A 17,264-nucleotide genomic window follows, 5' to 3' on the forward strand; every position below is an offset into this window, starting at 1 on the left:
ATAGCACAAAACCGTTAAAGGCGATGCTAGGGCTTTCTGAAGGGAAATTTATCGGGGGGACGGAGGGGAATAGTTTTGATATTGCTTCGCGACTCCCCAGGCGTAGCGCGGTGAATCAGTGTAGGAGAGACGGGAAAGCATGGAGAGGAGAGGATTTGAGAGTTTTTATAGGGAAACGTGCGACAGCTTATGCCTAAATTAATTACGATTTGTGGGGCGACGGCGACGGGGAAGTCGGGAGTGGCTTTGGCTTTGGCGGGGCGACTGCAATCCTCGATCCTGAGTGCGGACTCCCGTCAAGTGTACCGCGAATTTGACATCGGAACAGCAAAACCGACGGCAGTCGATCGCACTTCTGTACCGCATCACTTAATTGACATCTGCGATCCGACGGAAACGCTGACACTCGCAGATTACCAGCAACAAGCTCAAAAATTAATTGCTGCTGTCGATTTTCCTGTTTCTCCTCCTCTGTTGTTGGTGGGAGGGACGGGCTTATATATTAAATCGATCGTGCGCGGTTTAAAAATTCCGAGGGTAGGGCCGATGCCCGAATTGCGATCGCAACTTGCAGAACTCGGACAATCTCAATGTTACGCGATGTTGCAGCAGGTTGATCGCTCTGCGGCTGAGAAAATTCACGTCAATGACCCCGTAAGAACTTTGAGGGCATTGGAAGTATTTTATGCGACCGGTCGCCCTATTTCCGAACAGCAGGGCGAAAATCCTCCCAATTATCCTATTTTACAAATTGGGTTGGATTGCGCGATCGATGTTTTGGTCGATCGGATCAAACAGCGCACCGAACAAATGCTAGAACGCGGTTGGATTGCTGAAGTAGAATATTTGTGTAAAAAATACGGCTGCGACTTGCCACTGTTGAACACGCTGGGATATCAGGAAATGAAACAATATTTGGCTGGCGACATTAAGCTTGAAGAAGCTAAAGAATTAACAATTTTGCACACGCGACAATTTGCGAAGAGACAGCGGACTTGGTTTCGTGCTTATCCGGAAATTGAATGGTTTGAGGTTAGCACGCCAGATTTATTGGAGCGAGTTTGGCAGAGAGTGCAGGAGTTTATCAATTGATTTTGTATCGAAATTAAAGATTTTTTCAACCGCCGATTAACGCTGATTAACGCTGATGTAATTTAAATTAATTTGCTAGTTTTTAAACTACAGTCTGATTTTTGCGTTAACTTTGAATCGGCAAAATCTCTCTAATTCTTTGCCGAAACAAACGCACAGCCGCCCGCTGTCCGACTGTTCTGCTTTGTTCGATGAAACCCGGAATTTCGGCAACGGGTAAAAATGGAAAAGCTAAACTACGATCGCACATTTCATATTTTCCCTCGACAAGTTGATAAACTTGCAGAGATTCCCGCCGATACCTCCAAAGTTCGGGAACACCAAGAGCAGCATATATGGAATCTTTATTAACTGAAGAATTCGTGTAATCCGACTCTATTGCTAAATCCGGCGGCAAATCCTCTGGGAGGTTGATATCTCTTTTACCTCTGACGCTGGCTTCATTTTGAATGTAGAAACAAGTATCAGGTTCGACAGCACGAGTTAAATCTTCCCGTTCGAGAGTCAGAGAACCAGCTTTCATCACTTCGATTTCTAGCTCGTCTGCTGTAGCTTCAATAAAGCTTTCTATCAGTCCTTTCGGAACTTCATGTTCTAGATGTGGCATCCTGATTTCTAATACTCCTCCATCGTAGGCAATTCTCCAAGCTCTATCGTCCCCAACATCTGTCAGCAATGCTTTAAAAGTTGACCAACTGACACCTTTTAAAATAACTCGGTTTTCTGCTGGGGTAGTTTGCTGCTCGATGGGAGTTGATGTTGTTGTTACCATTTAACAATTCCTTGGTAGCTTCATCAATTTTTATTGTAGTCGATGGACTTCAAATTTAAGGTAAAATTTACAAACAAAGTGAAGGTATAGGGTAGGGATAGGGCATTATCGTGTCCTGTCTTTCATTTTGGTTAACCGAAAAAAAATCTTTTTTATTAACCGCAGAGAACGCAGAGGGCGCAGAGAAAGAGAAAAGAGATAAATTAATAATTTGAGAAGCAGAAAAGCCTGTTTCTCAAATTACATCTCGCGTAGTTAATTAACTGTACAAACTAGCTACATATTCGCCGTAACCGTTATAGGGCAAAGTTGGGCGAGTTTCCCACGACCAACTGTTACCGGGGCCGACTATCCGTTCGCTGGCCTGCGACCATCTGGGGTGCGGTTTGTCGGGTTCGACATTTGCTTCAAAGGCGTATTCGTTGGGGCCGATTGTATTCCAAAAAGTGGCGGGCTGCTGTTCGACAAATTCAATTTTGACGATCGACTTTGCGCCCTTAAAACCGTATTTCCAAGGAATCACTTGCCGCAGCGGCGCACCATTTTGTTTTGGTAGCCTTCGGCCATACAAGCCTGTGGCAAAAAATGCTAAATCGTTCGCCATTTCTTCAATTCGCAGACCTTCGGTATAAGGCCAAGGATAAAATTGCGACATCAAACCGGGCCCGGGGGTTATTTTGGGGTCGTAAAATGAGGTGAAGCGAACGAATTTAGCCTTCGATTGCGGTTCGACATCCGCCATCAGTAATTTCATGGGAAACCCGACCCAAGGAACTACCATCGCCCAGGCTTCTACGCAGCGAAATCGATAAACTCGTTCTTCGATAGGGAATTTCTTTTCGAGGTCGTCAATATCATAAGTTCGGGGATTTTTTACTAAACCGCCTACTTCTACTTTCCAGTTTTCTGTTGGCAAAGCTTGAGCGGCTTGCCAAATAGATTTTGTGCCACCGTATTCGTAAAAATTGTTGTATTTTGTAGCTAAGGCTTCGTCGGTAATCGCTCGATCGACTTTTGCAAAGGCGGGATTCCGGCTCAATTCCGAATATGCTTGAGTTGAGCTTTGCTCCAGAGCAGTTTTTGAGCTAGCATTGCTTTGGCAGCCGGTCAGCGGCAGCAGCGAAGCTGTCACGCCTGCGCCAATTAAGTTTGTCATGAAGCGGCGGCGGTTGAGAAAGGCTGTTTCTGGAGTAATTTGTGGGTTGAGAATTTCCCAAGGTTTGGGAACGCGAATTAATGGCATAAGTAATAGTTAAAAGTTAGTAGTTAGTTGGGCGAAAGTTGCCTAATTTTTAATCTGTTAGTCGATTTGAGATTTGAGATTTGAGGTTTGAGATTGACTCCATAGAACAAACAATCGCGGATATTTGGCAATGCCTCGCGATTGCTTTGGCAATGCTTGTGATCGCACTGAAAGTATTCGCAATGACAGTATAACGTAATTCGGTAACAGCAAATCCAGCCGATCGCTCGCGCGAGCTCGGTACGATCGACTTATTAAACCTCGCTCGCAGGAAAGTCAGCAATTATTTACGCGCGATCGCCCGCGTGCAATTGTGGCGAAAATCTGGGAAACAATTATGATCAAGCAAAGATTCCAATTATTTAATTTGTCCATAGGAAGCGGCACGCACCGCCCCGCTTTCCTCCCCCACCAGCAATAATGTCGGACGGGGGTCTCCAGCGGAAAGACAAATGAGTTACTGCACAAATCCCAATTGCCCGAATCCCCAAAATCTCGATCGCGCGACAGTCTGCAAAAGTTGCGAGTCGAATTTGCTGCTAAAAGGTCGCTACCGAGTCTTTCACACCCTCGGTCAAAGTCTCACTTGTCGCACCTTCTTAGCAGTCGATGAAGACCAGCCTTCGCAACCCCGCTGCGTCATTCAACAGTTCTGCGGCTCAGCAGCCGCAGACGGTGGCACACAGCAAAACCGGACATTTCGCGGCTCGGCGTCAGTTCTCGACGAGTTGGGGAAACATCCCCAAATACCGAAACTGCTGGCATCTTTTGAAGTCGAAGGCTGCCAGTATTTAGTGCAAGAATACATCGAAGGCCGTAATTTAGCCGATCGGCTTTCAGAAAAAGGTGTTGTTAAAGAAATTCAAATTTGGTATCTGCTGAGCGAATTGTTGCCAGTCCTGCAATGTGTTCACGAACATCAACTGATTCACGGAGATATCAAACCGTCCAATATTATTCACCGCAAAACTCCCCAAGCATCCCCAGCTTTGGCAGCGAAAGAGGATCTACATCCCCTGTCCCAAGAAAGTTCCTCTGGGCTAGTTTTAGTCGATTTCGGCGCGGCAATTCCGGCTAATAGCGGGCCGCTGAAAACAAAAACGGTGACAGGTTCTGCGGAATATGCGGCCCCGGAACAAATTAAAGGCCAAGCGATTAAGAGCAGCGACATCTACAGTTTGGGCGTCACTTGCATTCACTTGTTAACGGGAATGTCGCCCTTTGATTTGTTTGACATCAAATCCGAAAGTTGGACTTGGAGAGATTATTTGAAAGTACCAGTTTCGGCGCGACTCGGCCGCATTCTGGATAAAATGGTGCAGCGAGAACCATCAAAACGCTATCGCTCGACCGAGGCAATTCTCACAGACATGAAATACGGCCCGGCACCGGTAGACGTGATTCTCAGCAAACCCAAGTGGACTTTGGCCATGTGGGGAGGAACTGCGGTTGCCCTGCTGTCCGTAGTGCTGGGTGTTCGCTTGCCATCTCCTGCACCGCAGGCTTTCACTTCTTCTGAGCCTGTTTCTAGCATTCCCGAAATTCGGTTCAATCCGCCCCCGATGCAGGATTTCAACGGTGAGGCATCGCAGTCCCGACCCGCAGTGCGGACTCTGGCGGATCAAGACAAAAACCCGGTTTGGGCTGTAGCAGTAGCTCCCCAGGGCCGCGTAATCGTCAGCGGGAATAACGACGGCACAATTCACTTGCGGCACAAGCGTCACGGCAAGCTGCTCAAGGTTTTAACAGGACATTTGGGGCCGGTGTGGTCGGTGGCAGTCAGTCCCGACGGCAGGACGATCGCCAGCGGTGGCGTTGACGGTACGATTAAATTGTGGAATTTCTATTCGGGCAAGTTAATTCGGACGTTGGAGGGACACACAGACGGCGTGTTCTCGGTGGTTTTCAGTCCCGATAGCCAGACAGTGGCCAGTGTCGGTAAGGACAAAACTTTGAAGCTGTGGGAAGTCCAAGGCGGGGCCGAGTTGGAAACTCTCAAGCAGGTTTTTGACGAGGTGCAGTCGGTGGCTTTCAGCCCCGATCGAGAAACTTTGGCGATCGGCCGCAGCGACGGTAAGATCAACCTGTGGAACTGGCAGACTGGGGAATTGAAAGAAACTCTTTGGGGTCATTCCGAGGCGGTTTGGTCTCTGGCCATCAGCCCGGACGGTCAAACTCTCGCCAGCGGCAGTTGGGACAAGACGGTGAAGCTGTGGGATATCAGCGCAAATAATCACTCCGGGCAGCCTAACGGTTCTCTGCTACGGACTTTGATCGGCCATTCCGACAAGGTTAAGTCCTTGGCTTTCAGTCCCGACGGAGACAAACTCGCCAGCGCGGATTTGAGCGGGACTATCAAGCTGTGGCGCATGAGTTCCGGCGAAATCGCGGGCACGCTGAAGGGTCATTCTACCTGGGTGGATTTGGCTTTTAATCCTCAAGACAAAACTCTGATCAGTGGCAGTTTTGACGACACGATTAAGGTGTGGCGACTGTCTCCTTAATTTTTTCGATCGCCCGTTCAATTAATTTTTGAACAGCTAGGGCGATCGAACATTTAGCTAATTTATCTAAACACTTCCGACAGTTTCCAGGCTGACGCATGGGTGTTACAAACCCGGTTTCTAAGCTGTTGGTAATCAAAAACTGTCCGAACTGTTGCAGGACTTACGCACAGCCTCAATATATAGTGTTTTGTAGGGGCAAACCCTCCGTGGTTTCCCCCATACCTGGAATGATTGCGTAAGTCCTATGTTGGTACAAAAACAAATTTAAAATATCAAATAGTCACAATATCCCTAGAAATCGCGGTTGCTAACTAACACTTGTGGTAAAGTAGTTTCGGCTGTTAAAGTAAAATCTATGACCGCAAATTCCGAGTTAGCAGAGCAGTATTTGTCAGCGGGCGATAGCCTTCAGAAATCAGGAAAGCTTGAGGAGGCGATCGCTGAATATCAAAAATTACTAGCCATTCAAACGGAGAGTGCGATCGCACTCAACAAGATAGCAGAAATTTATTATACGCAACAAAAATATGTAGAGGCGATCGCCTCCTGTTACCAAGCACTTCGCCAGCAACCCAATTTCGCCGCCGCCTACAAAACCCTAGGTAATATCCTGCAAGCCCAAGGCAAAATAGACGCGGCAATTCGCGCCTACTCCAAGGCGATCGAATTTGATCCTAATTTTGTCGAAGCCTATGTTAACTTGGGCAGTATGTTTTACAAACAAGGCCAGCTCGATGAGGCCATAAGTTACTACCAAAAATCTATCGTTCTTCAACCAGATTTAGCAGTCGCTTATTGGAATTTAGGCAAAAGTTTGGAAGAACAAGGGCGAATCAATGAAGGTTTATTTTATCAAAAAAAAGCTCTAAATTTACAGCCGGAGTTAGAAGCGAGAAGCAATTCAGTAAAAAGTAACACTTACTGAAGAGGAATGTTATAGTCAAAATAATTCAATCATTAACGATGCAAGCTGGATCAACATGGAAATTAGCCAGAATCCGCTCGAGTTCCTAACGGCTAAAGTACAAGAAACTGTTGCCGATACCCAAAACTTAGCCAACCAAATCGCTGCTAAAGTTGAGGAAAATGCAACTGTATTAACGGCGTGGGTACAATCAGCGCCAAGTTCAATGGTTAGTGCCGGGGCGATCGCCACTCAAGAAGCTTTTAAAATAGCACATAACATCCGTTTTGAGAACCTGCCAACCACTCTGCAATTCAAATTTGCTAGGGCTGGTATGCGTGACGGCATCCGAAATGTGCAAGAAGCAGCAAAAGTATTTGAATCCATACCCGCCCAAATTCGTGCCCAAGGGCCAGAAGCAATTCGCAACTTCTGTCAAGATAAAGATTGGAGCCACATCCAAGCGCACGTCAATGGAGGCGGAAGCGAAGCTACTAACGGGATTTTTGAATATTTTTGGGTGAATCGTGCTCGCGGTGGTGTAGACATGACTGCCGCAGAATTAGCAGTCGCTAAGCAAGTTTTAGCGGATGCAGCGTTTAAAGCAGCAGTTGCCGAAATCGTGGGGGCTGCAATGAAAGGGGCGATCGCCGCAGCAGTAATTGAGTTAATATTTTCTATCTTAGAAAACTCGCTATTGTGCGTTGAAGGCCAAATTACCCAGTCAGAGTTAGTCGAACAAGTCGCCAGCGCCACCGCCAAAGCTGGCATTGCTGGCGGTGTTATTACTGGTATTCTGTTAACGCTGTGCATGATATTTCCCCCGATTGCCGCGCTTTTAGGTTCCGCAGCGATGCCCTTGGCGGTTGCAGGTATTGGTTTTATGGGAATTCGCGCCTGGGAAATATTTTGTCACGGCGATCAACTATTTGGTATTACTGAACAAACACAAAAATTTCTGGGGATGACTGAAGCGACAATTTAAGTAAAACTCTAACTCTAATTTTATCCCCGATTTCTTGAAGAAGTCGGGTATCTCGGTATTCTAAATGATTGGGAAACATAAATAGTATGGATTCAGTACAAAAAACTCAAGATCAGCAGCATCCGCAATACAAGCGCGATCGAGCCAGTGTCGATACTTTATTAGGAGGAGAAGCAACCGACTACAATTTATCGGAATTAGCAAGATTAATAATTCGCTACCGAGGCTTTCCCGGTGCTAGAGATATTCAATCAGACTTAAAAAAAGTATTGCAAAAATGGAATCATACCGAAGAAACTCTTTACGAACAAACCCGTAAAATTCACGCCACAGGTGATGTTTACAGGAAACAAAAAAGCGATCAAGAAGATTGGCTTTAATCTCCAATCTACCTTAAATACCTCCTTTATCTCTTACGTGAGAAAGGCTATATTACGAAAGCTTAGAAGTGAAATAGCGATCGAAATTAATGAGTAATTTTAGGCCTCGGAGCCGGTGCACCTCGCAGCATTCCTTCTGTACTGAGGTCTTCATCAATTTCTTCCCAGTGAATGCCATAGCCTCCTCCACATACTTCCCATTTTTCCCTTTGATCGGGCGTTGCATGAAACAATCTTGGATACCAAATTAAAGGGACGGTAATGATTCGTCCATCCATCAAATCAACACTAATGGTTTCTTCTGTAAAATGAATGTGCTTAACTCTCTCGTCCGCTCGAATCGCCAAAATACCCATACCAAGCCTCCAATAGCGTTTGTTTATTTTCTTGTACTACCGACTGTATTTTACGAAGTTCTTTAGCACTAAAACCAAGGTTGTTTCCTAAACTGACTGGCTCCAACCAAAATTTAACCGATGATTTGTCTCTGTCAATATGAACATGAGGTGGTTCATTTGGTTCATGGCTGTAAAAGTAAAGTCGGTAAGGGCCTATTCGTAAAATAGTGGGCATAATTCCAGGTTATACAATATTTCAATGCGAATATCTGTATTTGGTCTTCTTTTATTCTTCTTCCATGACACTGGTGGTGTAAAATCAACTGGTTCCTAGGAAGAGCCTGGGAACCAGTTGCAGTCAACAGTCAACAGTCAACTGTTAACTATCTTCAAACCATCTCTGGCGAAACTTGCATAGCCGGCTGCGGCTGGAACTGGAACAGCGAATAAACCACATTGCGGCGGATATCGGTCATCATGTCCAAAAACAGCTCGTAACCTTCAGTTTTGTACTCGATCAGCGGGTCTTTTTGCCCGTAACCGCGCAGCCCTACAGACTCGCGCAAAGCATCCATTTGTTGCAAGTGTTCCCGCCACAAAGTATCAATTTGCTGCAAAATAAAGAACCGTTCCGCATCTCGCATCAATTCAGCTCGGATTGCATTAACTTCCGCTTCTTTAATGTCGTAAGCATTGCGGACTTGTTCGTGCAAGAAAGTTTTAATTTCCTCAACGGACAAATCTTCTAGCTGATCCGGTGTCATGTCAGCGAGTAGATAAACAAATTCCTTCACCTTGCTCACAAGTTTGTCGAGTTCCCATTCTTCCGAAGGTAAATCGGGATTGATGTATGCTCCTACGATGTCGTCCATCGTCTGTTCGGCATACTTAATTACCTGTTCTTTGGAGTCCAAACCTTCTAATACTCGGCGACGTTCCGCATAGATTGCTCGACGCTGATTGTTCATCACTTCGTCATATTCAAATACCTGCTTGCGGATATCGTAATAGTAGGTTTCGACTTTTTTCTGAGCGCCTTCGAGGGAACGAGTCAGCATTCCAGATTCGATCGGCATATCTTCCTCAACACCGAAAGCCTTCATCAAACCGGCAACCCGTTCACCGCCGAAAATCCTCAGCAAATTGTCTTCCAAACTCAAGAAAAACCGTGTAGAACCAGGGTCTCCTTGGCGTCCCGCCCGGCCGCGCAACTGATTATCGATCCGGCGCGATTCGTGGCGTTCGGTACCGATGACGTGCAAGCCTCCCAACTGCACGACTTCATCGTGTTCGGTGCTGGTAAAAGCATCATATTCCCTGCGAGTTAAATTGTAAGCTTCCCGCAATTTTTGAATTACCGGGTCTTTTGTCGGCGCTTTTTCCGAAGCTACAGCCACGATATCATCGGCTTGCAATTCCGTGAGCGATCGCTCCCCGTACTCCTTCACCGCCAATTCCACCGCCGCTTTGAGCATTTGCTCGGCATCTTTCGATAGCTGCGTCGGGAAAATCTGCGCCGAAGCTTTCCAAGACTTTACCTTTTTCGTAGTGGGAGCAAAACCTTGAGGTGCGGGGCGGCCACCAATACCAGGTACTTGCACCACCGAAAAGTCGCCGTCATCTTCGGGTTGCACGATTCGGGGCATAAAATACTCTCGCAACTTGAGGCGCGCCATGTACTCAGAATTACCGCCCAAAATAATATCAGTACCGCGTCCCGCCATGTTTGTCGCGATCGTCACAGCGCCTTTGCGTCCGGCTTGAGCGATAATTTCCGACTCCCGCTCCACATTTTCCGGTTTAGCATTAAGCAAATTGTGAGGAATTTTCCGTTCCAGCAGCAGCCGCGACAGCAACTCCGACTTTTCCACGCTCGTAGTGCCCACCAGCACCGGCCGACCGATTTCGTGCATTTCCGCGCAGTCTTGGGCGATCGCATTCCACTTACCAGCCTCCGCCTTGTAAACCATATCCGAAAGGTCAGTACGGCTGGTAATCCGGTTAGTGGGAATCAGCGTTACTTCCAGATTGTAAATCTTCTCAAACTCCGTCTCTTCAGTCTTCGCCGTCCCAGTCATCCCCGACAGCTTCGGATAAAGCAAAAAGAAATTCTGATAGGTAATCGTCGCCAGCGTCTGAGTTTCCGGCTGAATTTCCGCCCGTTCCTTCGCTTCGATCGCCTGGTGCAAACCGTCACTCCAGCGCCGTCCCGGCATCACCCGACCGGTAAACTCATCCACAATCACCACCTCGCGATCGGGAGTGACGATGTAGTTAATATCCTTAATAAACAATTCCTTCGCCTTAATCGCATTAAAAATGTAATGCGCCCAAGGGTCAGCCGGGTCGTACAAATCCGTAACACCCAACAACCGCTCAGCTTCACCAAACCCTTCATCGGTCAATAGCACATTCCGAGCCTTTTCGTCAACCTCGTAATGTTCTTCATTTTCCTTTCTCAGAGCAGCAGCTACCTCAGCCGCCCGTATATACTTCTCACTGGGGCGTTCCACCTGGCCGGAAATAATTAAAGGCGTCCGTGCTTCATCAATCAGCACCGAGTCAACCTCGTCAATCACGCAGAAATTAAAAGGACGCTGCACTACATCTTCCATGACAGTAGCCATGTTGTCGCGCAAATAATCAAAGCCGACTTCGCTGTTAGTGGCGTAGGTAATATCGCAGCTATAATTTTTCTTGCGTTCCACCTGATCCATGCCCTGCTGAATCAGTCCCACAGTCAATCCCAGGAAGCGGTGCACCTGTCCCATCCATTCCGCGTCCCGTCTTGCGAGATAATCGTTGACGGTGATGATGTGTACGCCTTTGCCGTTGAGGGCGTTAAGGTAAGCTGGCAGCGTCGCCACAAGAGTTTTGCCTTCACCGGTTTTCATTTCGGCAATTTGGCCTTTGTGCAGGATGATGCCGCCGAGGAGTTGGACATCAAAGTGGCGCAGTCCCAAAACCCGCTGTCCCGCTTCCCGCACCACTGCAAAAGCTTCCGGCAAGATTTCGTCTAAGATCTCTTTTTCTTCGTTGAGAGATTTAGCTTTTGCCAGACGTTCTTGAAACTCGGCCGTTTTCCCTCGGAGGTCGTCGTCTGAGAGTACGCGGAAGTCTTCTTCCAAGATATTGATATCAGCTACCCAAGGCTGAAATTTTCTAAGTTTGCGCGCGTTGGGATCGCCTAGCAGATTTTTAAACATGGCAGGAGAGGCAGATTTTTAATAATTTAGCTATTAGCTTTCAGGGTTACGGGCTGTAGTGTTAGCCACAACATATACCCTCCCCGATTGTAGCAACCATTGACCCTCCTGGGCCGTCGCTGGGGGCGATCGACCGATTTTGGATTTTCGATTTTAGATTTTAGATTGAATAATAGATCGATTTTAGATTTTAGATTTTGGATTTTAGATTGAATAATTGAGTTCTGTTCCCGGTTGTTAAGGGGATGGAGGGCCCTAATCGTCAAACAGCAGACTGACCGCATTTTTGGTGAAATTTCCGGAACGGCGATCGGGTTTTAATCGAAAAAGCGATCTCGCTTGCAATTTAGCTACCCTAGAACAAGGAAACTATACTTAAATGTTGCACCAGTCTAATAATCTCACGTTCCATCTGCCTTACTTGACAACAAAGGTTGTAGCTCCAAGTTGATTTCTAGCTTCTCTGACTGGGGTGAAACTTCCTAATTGGTGCATTGTCTTACTTAGAGACACCCAGCACATTTATGACTTTTCTATTCAAAGCACGTTTGAAGGGCCAGAAGAATTCACCAACAATGGTGCGGCCGTTAATTAACCAGCATTGGTTGGTGCGGATCGTTCTGCGCTCCATTTCCTACTTCCGCAAAGACTTATGGCTGATCATCATACTCTTGCTTTTGATCGGAGCATCAGTGCTTTTCAACCTTCTCAACGCCTGGCCGATCGCGATTCTAGTCGATACGGTTTTGTCGCCAACTCCGAAATCCGACTGGATTCATACACTGTTTCTTGCTCCGTTCGGTGAAGGCACGCTGAACCGGATTTTCGGAATGGCGTTCGTCGCGATGATTATCAGAATCCTGAGCGATACCGTCTTCATGCTTCGTAGGATGTTGAACTACCGCATCCAGTACAACGGAACCTTGCGCGTTCGTACCGAACTTTACGACAAACTACAAGCGCTGAGTCTCGGTTGGCACGGCGGACGATCGCAAGGTGACGCAATCTATCGGTTGAGCTACGACAGCCTCGGACCCTGGGGGGTGATCGATACGCTCATCGGCTCCACGGCTGCATCGGTGACGCTGACGGCGATGATCTGGATCATGCTGTCGCGCCACGTCCTTCTCACCGTGTTTGCGCTTTCGTTCACTCCGCTTTTAATACTGGCGAATTGGTACTTCGAGGGAAGGATTAGGAGTCGAGCCCTGGAGTCGAAGCAGACCGATGCGGTGATGACCTCAACCATGCAGCAAGCTATAGAGTTAATCGGGCTAATCCAGTCTTTCGGTCGAGAAGCAACGGAGTCGCGGCGCTTCGGGCAGGCGGTCGAACGCAGCGTCAAGGCGTCCATGCGACTCAATTGGCAAGAAAACCTCTATCCGTTAGCGGTTCAGGTAGTCTTCGCCCTGGGAAGCGGAGTAATCTTAGGCTACGGCGGATACTTAGTCTATCGCGACCAGTTCTTGCGTCCGGTGCAGGGCGGCGTGACCATTGGCGATCTACTCGTATTCATGGCATACCTGGGGCAGTTCTGGGACCCGATAGGTTGGGTGTTGGGCTTCACCACTAAGATCCAGACGTTTGTTGCTTCATGCGATCGCGTCTTTACGGTCATTGACGAGCCACCTGCTATAAAGGATGAGCCTGATGCGAGATCGCTTCCTGTTCATCCCTGCACATTAGCACTTGCGGATGTGAGCTTCGAGTACAACTCTGGGCAACCCGTTTTGCGAAACATCAATGCTAGTATCGAGCCGGGTCAAATGGTGGCGTTTTTAGGCCCTAGCGGGACAGGAAAGAGTACGCTGCTCAATCTTTTGCCCCGCTTCTACGACCCGACATCGGGCAGCGTCCTCCTCGACGGCTTTGACCTTCGCACCCTCAAGATTGCCGATGTCCGCAAACACATGGCGCTCGTCTCCCAAGGTAGCCCGCTTTTCCCCGGAACGATCGCAGAGAATATCGCCTACGGTCGCGCGGATGCAAGGCTCGCCGATATTCGGGAGGCGGCGGTCGAAGCTGGGGCAGTTGAGTTCATCGAAACCTTGCCGGAACAGTATGATACTTTAATCGCTGAGGGCGGTCAAAACCTATCGGGCGGACAGCGACAGCGCCTAGCTATTGCGCGAGCACTCATCACTAAGGCTCCCATACTCATCCTCGATGAACCCACGAATGCCCTGGACTTGAAGCACGAGCAGTGGGTCTTAGAGACTCTGCAACGTCTACGCCGCAAAAGAACGATCGTCTTGGTTACGCACCGACTCGAAACTGCTGTAGACTGCGATCTGATTTTTGTGATGCAAGACGGCGAGATTGTTGAATCTGGCAGTCACTCCCAACTCCTTAACCAACAGGGACTCTACTACCGAATGTTGGGCTACGACCCAGTAAAATCAACAGGAGTTACGCCCAAACCCTCCATAGAGTAGGGACACGACATGACTCTTTTCAAACAATTTTAGATTTTAGATTTTAGATTTTAGATTGAATAATTGACCTCTGTTCCCGGTTGTTAAAGGGATGGAGGGTTCTAATAGTCAAACAGCAGACTGGGCGATCGCATTTTTGGTGAAAGCTCCGCAAGGGCGATCAGGTTTTACTGGCGCAAAAGCTACATACTTCTAAAAAGGCACTGGCGATCAATTTCCCTCACTGGCCACCAAATCCCACAACGCATCAATACCTGAGCCGACATATTTTGCATCCTGATGGCGATCGATCCATTGCACGACTGCAGGCAAAACCTCGCTTGATTTGAGACCCAACTTACTCAAGGCTAATGCTGCCGAGCTACGCACCAAGTCATCCCCATCTTGCAGACGTAACAGCAAGGCGTTGATGACTGCTTTTGAAGCATTTCCCCACTTGCCCAAGACTTCTGCTGCCTCACCACGCACCCACTTATCGCCATCTTCGAGAAGTAGCAGCAAGGCACTGCTCACAACTTCTGAAGTATTTCCCAAGTTACCCAAGGCTTGCGTTGCCTGAAGACGCACCGAGTTACCGCGATCTTCGAGACGTAGCAGCAAGGCACTGATGACGGCTTCTGAAGCATTTCCCAACTTGCCCAAGGCATATGCTGCCGAACTACGCACATCCTCATCCCCATCTTCGAGACGTAGCAGCAAGGCACTGATGACAGCTTCTGAAGCATTTCCCAAGTTACCCAAGGCTTCGGCTGCCGTGCTATACACACCCTCATCCGCATCTTCGAGACATAGCAGCAGGGCACTGATGACAGCCTCTGAAGCATTTCCCAACCTGTCCAAGGCATATGCTGCACAGCTACGCACCGAGTTATCGCCATTTTCGAGACGTAACAGCAGGGCACTGATCACAGATTCTGAAGCATTTCCCAAGTTACCCAAGGCTCTTACTGCCTGACGACGCACCCACTTATCGCCATCTTCGAGACGTAACAGCAGGGCACTGATCACAGATTCTGAAGCATTTCCCAAGTTACCTAAGGCTTCCGCTGCGCGAAGACGATGCACCGAGTTATCGCCATCTTCGAGACGTAACAGCAGGGCACTGATCGCAGATTCTGAAGCATTTCCAAACTTGCCCAAGGCTCGTGCTGCCAATAAACGTACCCCTGAATTCTTATCTTGGAGACGTAGTAGCAGGGCACTAATGACGGTTTCTGAAGCATTTCCCAACTCTCCCAAGGCTTGTGCTGCCTGACGACGCACATTCTCATTCGCATCTTCGATACGTAACAACAGGGAACTGATGGCGGCTTCTTTTTCCCCTAAAGCGGCTTGATATCTCCACAATCGATTTTCATCAACACCCCTTGCTTTCAAAAGTTGCAAAGTTTGCGCCTCAAACTCAGTCTCATTCATACTGCAAAGGATTTGCAAAACCTGATAGCGCACCCTGCGACCAACCTGTTGCCCATCTCTTACCTCCAACTCAACCAACTTCTCGAAAATCTCCACAGTTAGACTGGAATCTGCAACCTTTAACTCTTTAATATTTTCAGCCAGACAACTGCCAGCAAAAAACAAATCGCGGTGCAACCATTGCTCATGCTCGCTATTCGCCGCCAAAATTGCCCGCATCGCTTTCGCCGCTTTCTTCGGTTTTTGTTGAGCAATCAACAACAGCAACACTTCCCGCCAGTGGGGGTCATGCAAATGCTCTCGAATATGATTGAGAACAAACTCAAAATTATCCTCATCATCTGCCTGATAGCCGATTTGCTGAGCGCACAAATATTCTTGAAAAGTCTTGTGTACAAAAGCGTATAAATCTTGTCCTTGTTCGTTGAGCAATCCCGTCCGCTGTTGAATAAAAACCACAAATCGTTTAGCTTCCTCTCTTGCCTTGGACAATTCAACCTGTTTCTTTGTTTTAATAATTTGAGTTAACTTCTCTAACAAATCATCCTTGGAAATCAGCGTCCCCCCTTCAGGATAATCCGTAATACCCTGAGTGTGAATCCAATAGGCGAGAATTTCCATCAACCGCCGTAAATCATCTACATCTAAACATTTGAATCCCGACTGCTCAGTCAGATTTTTGTTAGCATCCCAATTCTTTAACAGCGTCTCCACAGCTTTTTCATAAAGCTTGTGGCGTGCCCTCGGCAGTACAGCTTGATAGCGGTGAATCAAAGCAATGATTGTTAGCAATAGCGGATTTCTCGCCAACAATTTAATTCGATCATTTTCATCGAGAGCTTTTTTAATGCTATCTTTGCGGCGTTGAGCTTCCGCCGCTTCTGGAATGCGGCTGTCGTACCAGCGATTAATAAACTCATTAACCTTAAGATTATCAAACAGTTGTAACTGATAGTGTTCAAACTCCGAAGTATTAAAAAAATCGCGTTTGTAACCAGCAGGGCGAGAAGTAATAATTGCCAGATTTTGATGATACTGCCCCAAAAAATTCTCAATTTGCTGCACGACTGCATAGCGCTTGGATTCTTCAACAACCTCATCCAATCCATCCAACAAAATCATCGCCCTACCGTCTGCCAGCCAATACTCAAAGAAGCCTTCGGGCAGCGGTTTCACGGACATAGTTTTTTCGGCAAACTGGCGGGCATAGTCGAGGAAATTGATATCTGAAAGCCTAGCAAAATCCCGAATTTTAATCAAAATCGGCAAGCAATCTATCCCTGAATCCCAGCCGAGTTTTTCGGGAGCATTCTGAGCCAACATCACCGCAAAAAAGCTCAGTAAAGTTGTTTTGCCAGAACCAGGAGCGCCCAGCAACACAAATTTATTTGATTGATTTTGATTCAATAATTGTGATGCTAAAAACTTTCTAGCAGAGCGAGTTTCTCTCTGCATCTGTTGCAGTTTTTTGCCTTCTCCCAATTCTTGGATCTCCAAGTAATTATGAATATTTACCTCTTCCAAAACATCCGGTATCACAAAAATCTGAGCCAATTTTTCCGATTTTTCGATTTCCTGACCTTCGACATCAATGCCAGCAAACTTAACATCATCAAACCAGTTACCCAGTTGCTTCAAATAGTCTGCTTTGGCAACTTTAAACCTTAAATAACTACTTGTTTTATGGAAATAGGTGTCACCAAAAACCTCCAACCAATCATGCAGTCTTTCTGGAGCGAATCTGCCTTGAATTTTCTTGTGTTCTGGGACTGTCGCATTAAAGGCTTCAACTAAAAACTCAACTTGAGGCTTTTCTTGGTCGTTGAAAGGTTTCAGGAGTTCTGGAAGTGCTGCACCCGTCAAGAAACTTTTAAGAAAATCTTCGACTACACCCTGTTCGCAAGCAGAGAATAGACCTCTTGCAAAAAAGATATATGTTATAATCAGAAGTTTTAAATTTAGCCCCCTAGAGCTAACTCATAATTG

Annotated in this window: 13 protein-coding genes; 6 read left to right on the forward strand and 7 right to left on the reverse strand. The window is 47.2% G+C overall.

What is annotated here, in order from left to right:
* Window positions 1-189 precede the first annotated feature (189 nt).
* Window positions 190-1,092 carry a tRNA (adenosine(37)-N6)-dimethylallyltransferase MiaA gene (gene miaA, locus QUA90_RS17125; RefSeq protein ID WP_333446691.1) on the forward strand — a complete coding sequence of 301 codons (903 nt, stop codon included), beginning with the start codon at window positions 190-192 and terminating at the stop codon, window positions 1,090-1,092.
* A 106-nt stretch (window positions 1,093-1,198) separates the two neighbouring features.
* Here the strand turns inward: miaA and QUA90_RS17130 are convergent, their stop codons facing one another.
* Both QUA90_RS17130 and msrP read right to left on the reverse strand, forming a co-directional pair.
* Window positions 1,199-1,864 (reverse strand): Uma2 family endonuclease, encoded by a 666-nt coding sequence (locus QUA90_RS17130; RefSeq protein ID WP_333446693.1) that lies wholly within the window; start codon window positions 1,862-1,864, stop codon window positions 1,199-1,201.
* 259 nt (window positions 1,865-2,123) lie between these two features.
* Window positions 2,124-3,107 (reverse strand): protein-methionine-sulfoxide reductase catalytic subunit MsrP, encoded by a 984-nt coding sequence (gene msrP, locus QUA90_RS17135; protein WP_333446695.1) that lies wholly within the window; start codon window positions 3,105-3,107, stop codon window positions 2,124-2,126.
* Window positions 3,108-3,559: 452 nt separating this feature from the next.
* Here msrP and QUA90_RS17140 point away from each other — a divergent pair, with 452 nt between their 5' ends.
* Window positions 3,560-5,611, forward strand: coding sequence for a serine/threonine-protein kinase (locus QUA90_RS17140; protein WP_333446697.1), 2,052 nt, complete (start codon window positions 3,560-3,562; stop codon window positions 5,609-5,611).
* Here QUA90_RS17140 and QUA90_RS17145 read toward each other — a convergent pair.
* Complete coding sequence (locus QUA90_RS17145) at window positions 5,586-5,750, reverse strand: hypothetical protein (protein WP_333387060.1); 165 nt, start codon at window positions 5,748-5,750, stop codon at window positions 5,586-5,588. The two genes, QUA90_RS17140 and QUA90_RS17145, sit on opposite strands and share 26 nt — an antisense overlap.
* A 219-nt stretch (window positions 5,751-5,969) precedes the next feature.
* Between QUA90_RS17145 and QUA90_RS17150 the strand changes: the two genes are divergently transcribed.
* The 3 genes from QUA90_RS17150 to QUA90_RS17160 all read left to right on the forward strand — a co-directional run bounded on the left by QUA90_RS17150 (window position 5,970) and on the right by QUA90_RS17160 (window position 7,883).
* The gene (locus tag QUA90_RS17150) at window positions 5,970-6,539 is read left to right on the forward strand and encodes a tetratricopeptide repeat protein (protein WP_333387062.1); all 570 of its coding nucleotides are present in this window, start codon (window positions 5,970-5,972) and stop codon (window positions 6,537-6,539) included.
* A gap of 55 nt (window positions 6,540-6,594) precedes the next feature.
* Complete coding sequence (locus tag QUA90_RS17155) at window positions 6,595-7,503, forward strand: hypothetical protein (RefSeq protein WP_333446699.1); 909 nt, start codon at window positions 6,595-6,597, stop codon at window positions 7,501-7,503.
* Window positions 7,504-7,589: 86 nt separating this feature from the next.
* Window positions 7,590-7,883: a DUF3288 family protein gene (locus tag QUA90_RS17160; protein ID WP_333446702.1), complete on the forward strand. Its 294-nt coding sequence runs from the start codon at window positions 7,590-7,592 to the stop codon at window positions 7,881-7,883.
* 86 nt (window positions 7,884-7,969) lie between these two features.
* Here the strand turns inward: QUA90_RS17160 and QUA90_RS17165 are convergent, their stop codons facing one another.
* The 3 genes from QUA90_RS17165 to secA all read right to left on the reverse strand — a co-directional run bounded on the left by QUA90_RS17165 (window position 7,970) and on the right by secA (window position 11,427).
* Window positions 7,970-8,239 carry a DUF2442 domain-containing protein gene (locus QUA90_RS17165; RefSeq protein WP_333108088.1) on the reverse strand — a complete coding sequence of 90 codons (270 nt, stop codon included), beginning with the start codon at window positions 8,237-8,239 and terminating at the stop codon, window positions 7,970-7,972.
* Window positions 8,202-8,456, reverse strand: a complete 255-nt coding sequence (locus QUA90_RS17170; protein WP_333288196.1) for a DUF4160 domain-containing protein — start codon at window positions 8,454-8,456, stop codon at window positions 8,202-8,204. The genes QUA90_RS17165 and QUA90_RS17170 overlap by 38 nt, the downstream gene beginning before the upstream one ends.
* Window positions 8,457-8,610: 154 nt before the next feature.
* Window positions 8,611-11,427, reverse strand: a complete 2,817-nt coding sequence (gene secA / locus QUA90_RS17175) for a preprotein translocase subunit SecA (protein ID WP_333446704.1) — start codon at window positions 11,425-11,427, stop codon at window positions 8,611-8,613.
* 524 nt (window positions 11,428-11,951) lie between these two features.
* Between secA and QUA90_RS17180 the strand changes: the two genes are divergently transcribed.
* The gene (locus tag QUA90_RS17180) at window positions 11,952-13,862 is read left to right on the forward strand and encodes an ABC transporter ATP-binding protein (protein WP_333446706.1); all 1,911 of its coding nucleotides are present in this window, start codon (window positions 11,952-11,954) and stop codon (window positions 13,860-13,862) included.
* A 210-nt stretch (window positions 13,863-14,072) separates the two neighbouring features.
* On the opposite strand, the gene QUA90_RS17185 is transcribed toward QUA90_RS17180, so the two are convergent.
* Entirely contained in the window at window positions 14,073-17,225 is a 3,153-nt protein-coding gene (locus QUA90_RS17185) for a HEAT repeat domain-containing protein (RefSeq protein WP_445300117.1), read from the reverse strand.
* Window positions 17,226-17,264: the final 39 nt, after the last annotated feature.

This window comes from Microcoleus sp. D3_18_C4 (assembly GCF_036702355.1).
GTDB lineage: Bacteria > Cyanobacteriota > Cyanobacteriia > Cyanobacteriales > Microcoleaceae > Microcoleus.

Bases quoted from the DNA above. Each gene is read 5' to 3' on its own strand.
- QUA90_RS17180 (WP_333446706.1), top strand. From the start codon at position 11,952: ATGACTTTTCTATTCAAAGCACGTTTGAAGGGCCAGAAGAATTCACCA.
- QUA90_RS17160 (WP_333446702.1), top strand. From the start codon at position 7,590: ATGGATTCAGTACAAAAAACTCAAGATCAGCAGCATCCGCAATACAAG.
- QUA90_RS17130 (WP_333446693.1), bottom strand. From the start codon at position 1,864: ATGGTAACAACAACATCAACTCCCATCGAGCAGCAAACTACCCCAGCA.
- miaA (WP_333446691.1), top strand. From the start codon at position 190: ATGCCTAAATTAATTACGATTTGTGGGGCGACGGCGACGGGGAAGTCG.
- QUA90_RS17155 (WP_333446699.1), top strand. From the start codon at position 6,595: ATGGAAATTAGCCAGAATCCGCTCGAGTTCCTAACGGCTAAAGTACAA.
- QUA90_RS17165 (WP_333108088.1), bottom strand. From the start codon at position 8,239: ATGGGTATTTTGGCGATTCGAGCGGACGAGAGAGTTAAGCACATTCAT.
- QUA90_RS17170 (WP_333288196.1), bottom strand. From the start codon at position 8,456: ATGCCCACTATTTTACGAATAGGCCCTTACCGACTTTACTTTTACAGC.
- QUA90_RS17140 (WP_333446697.1), top strand. From the start codon at position 3,560: ATGAGTTACTGCACAAATCCCAATTGCCCGAATCCCCAAAATCTCGAT.
- QUA90_RS17150 (WP_333387062.1), top strand. From the start codon at position 5,970: ATGACCGCAAATTCCGAGTTAGCAGAGCAGTATTTGTCAGCGGGCGAT.
- secA (WP_333446704.1), bottom strand. From the start codon at position 11,427: ATGTTTAAAAATCTGCTAGGCGATCCCAACGCGCGCAAACTTAGAAAA.
- msrP (WP_333446695.1), bottom strand. From the start codon at position 3,107: ATGCCATTAATTCGCGTTCCCAAACCTTGGGAAATTCTCAACCCACAA.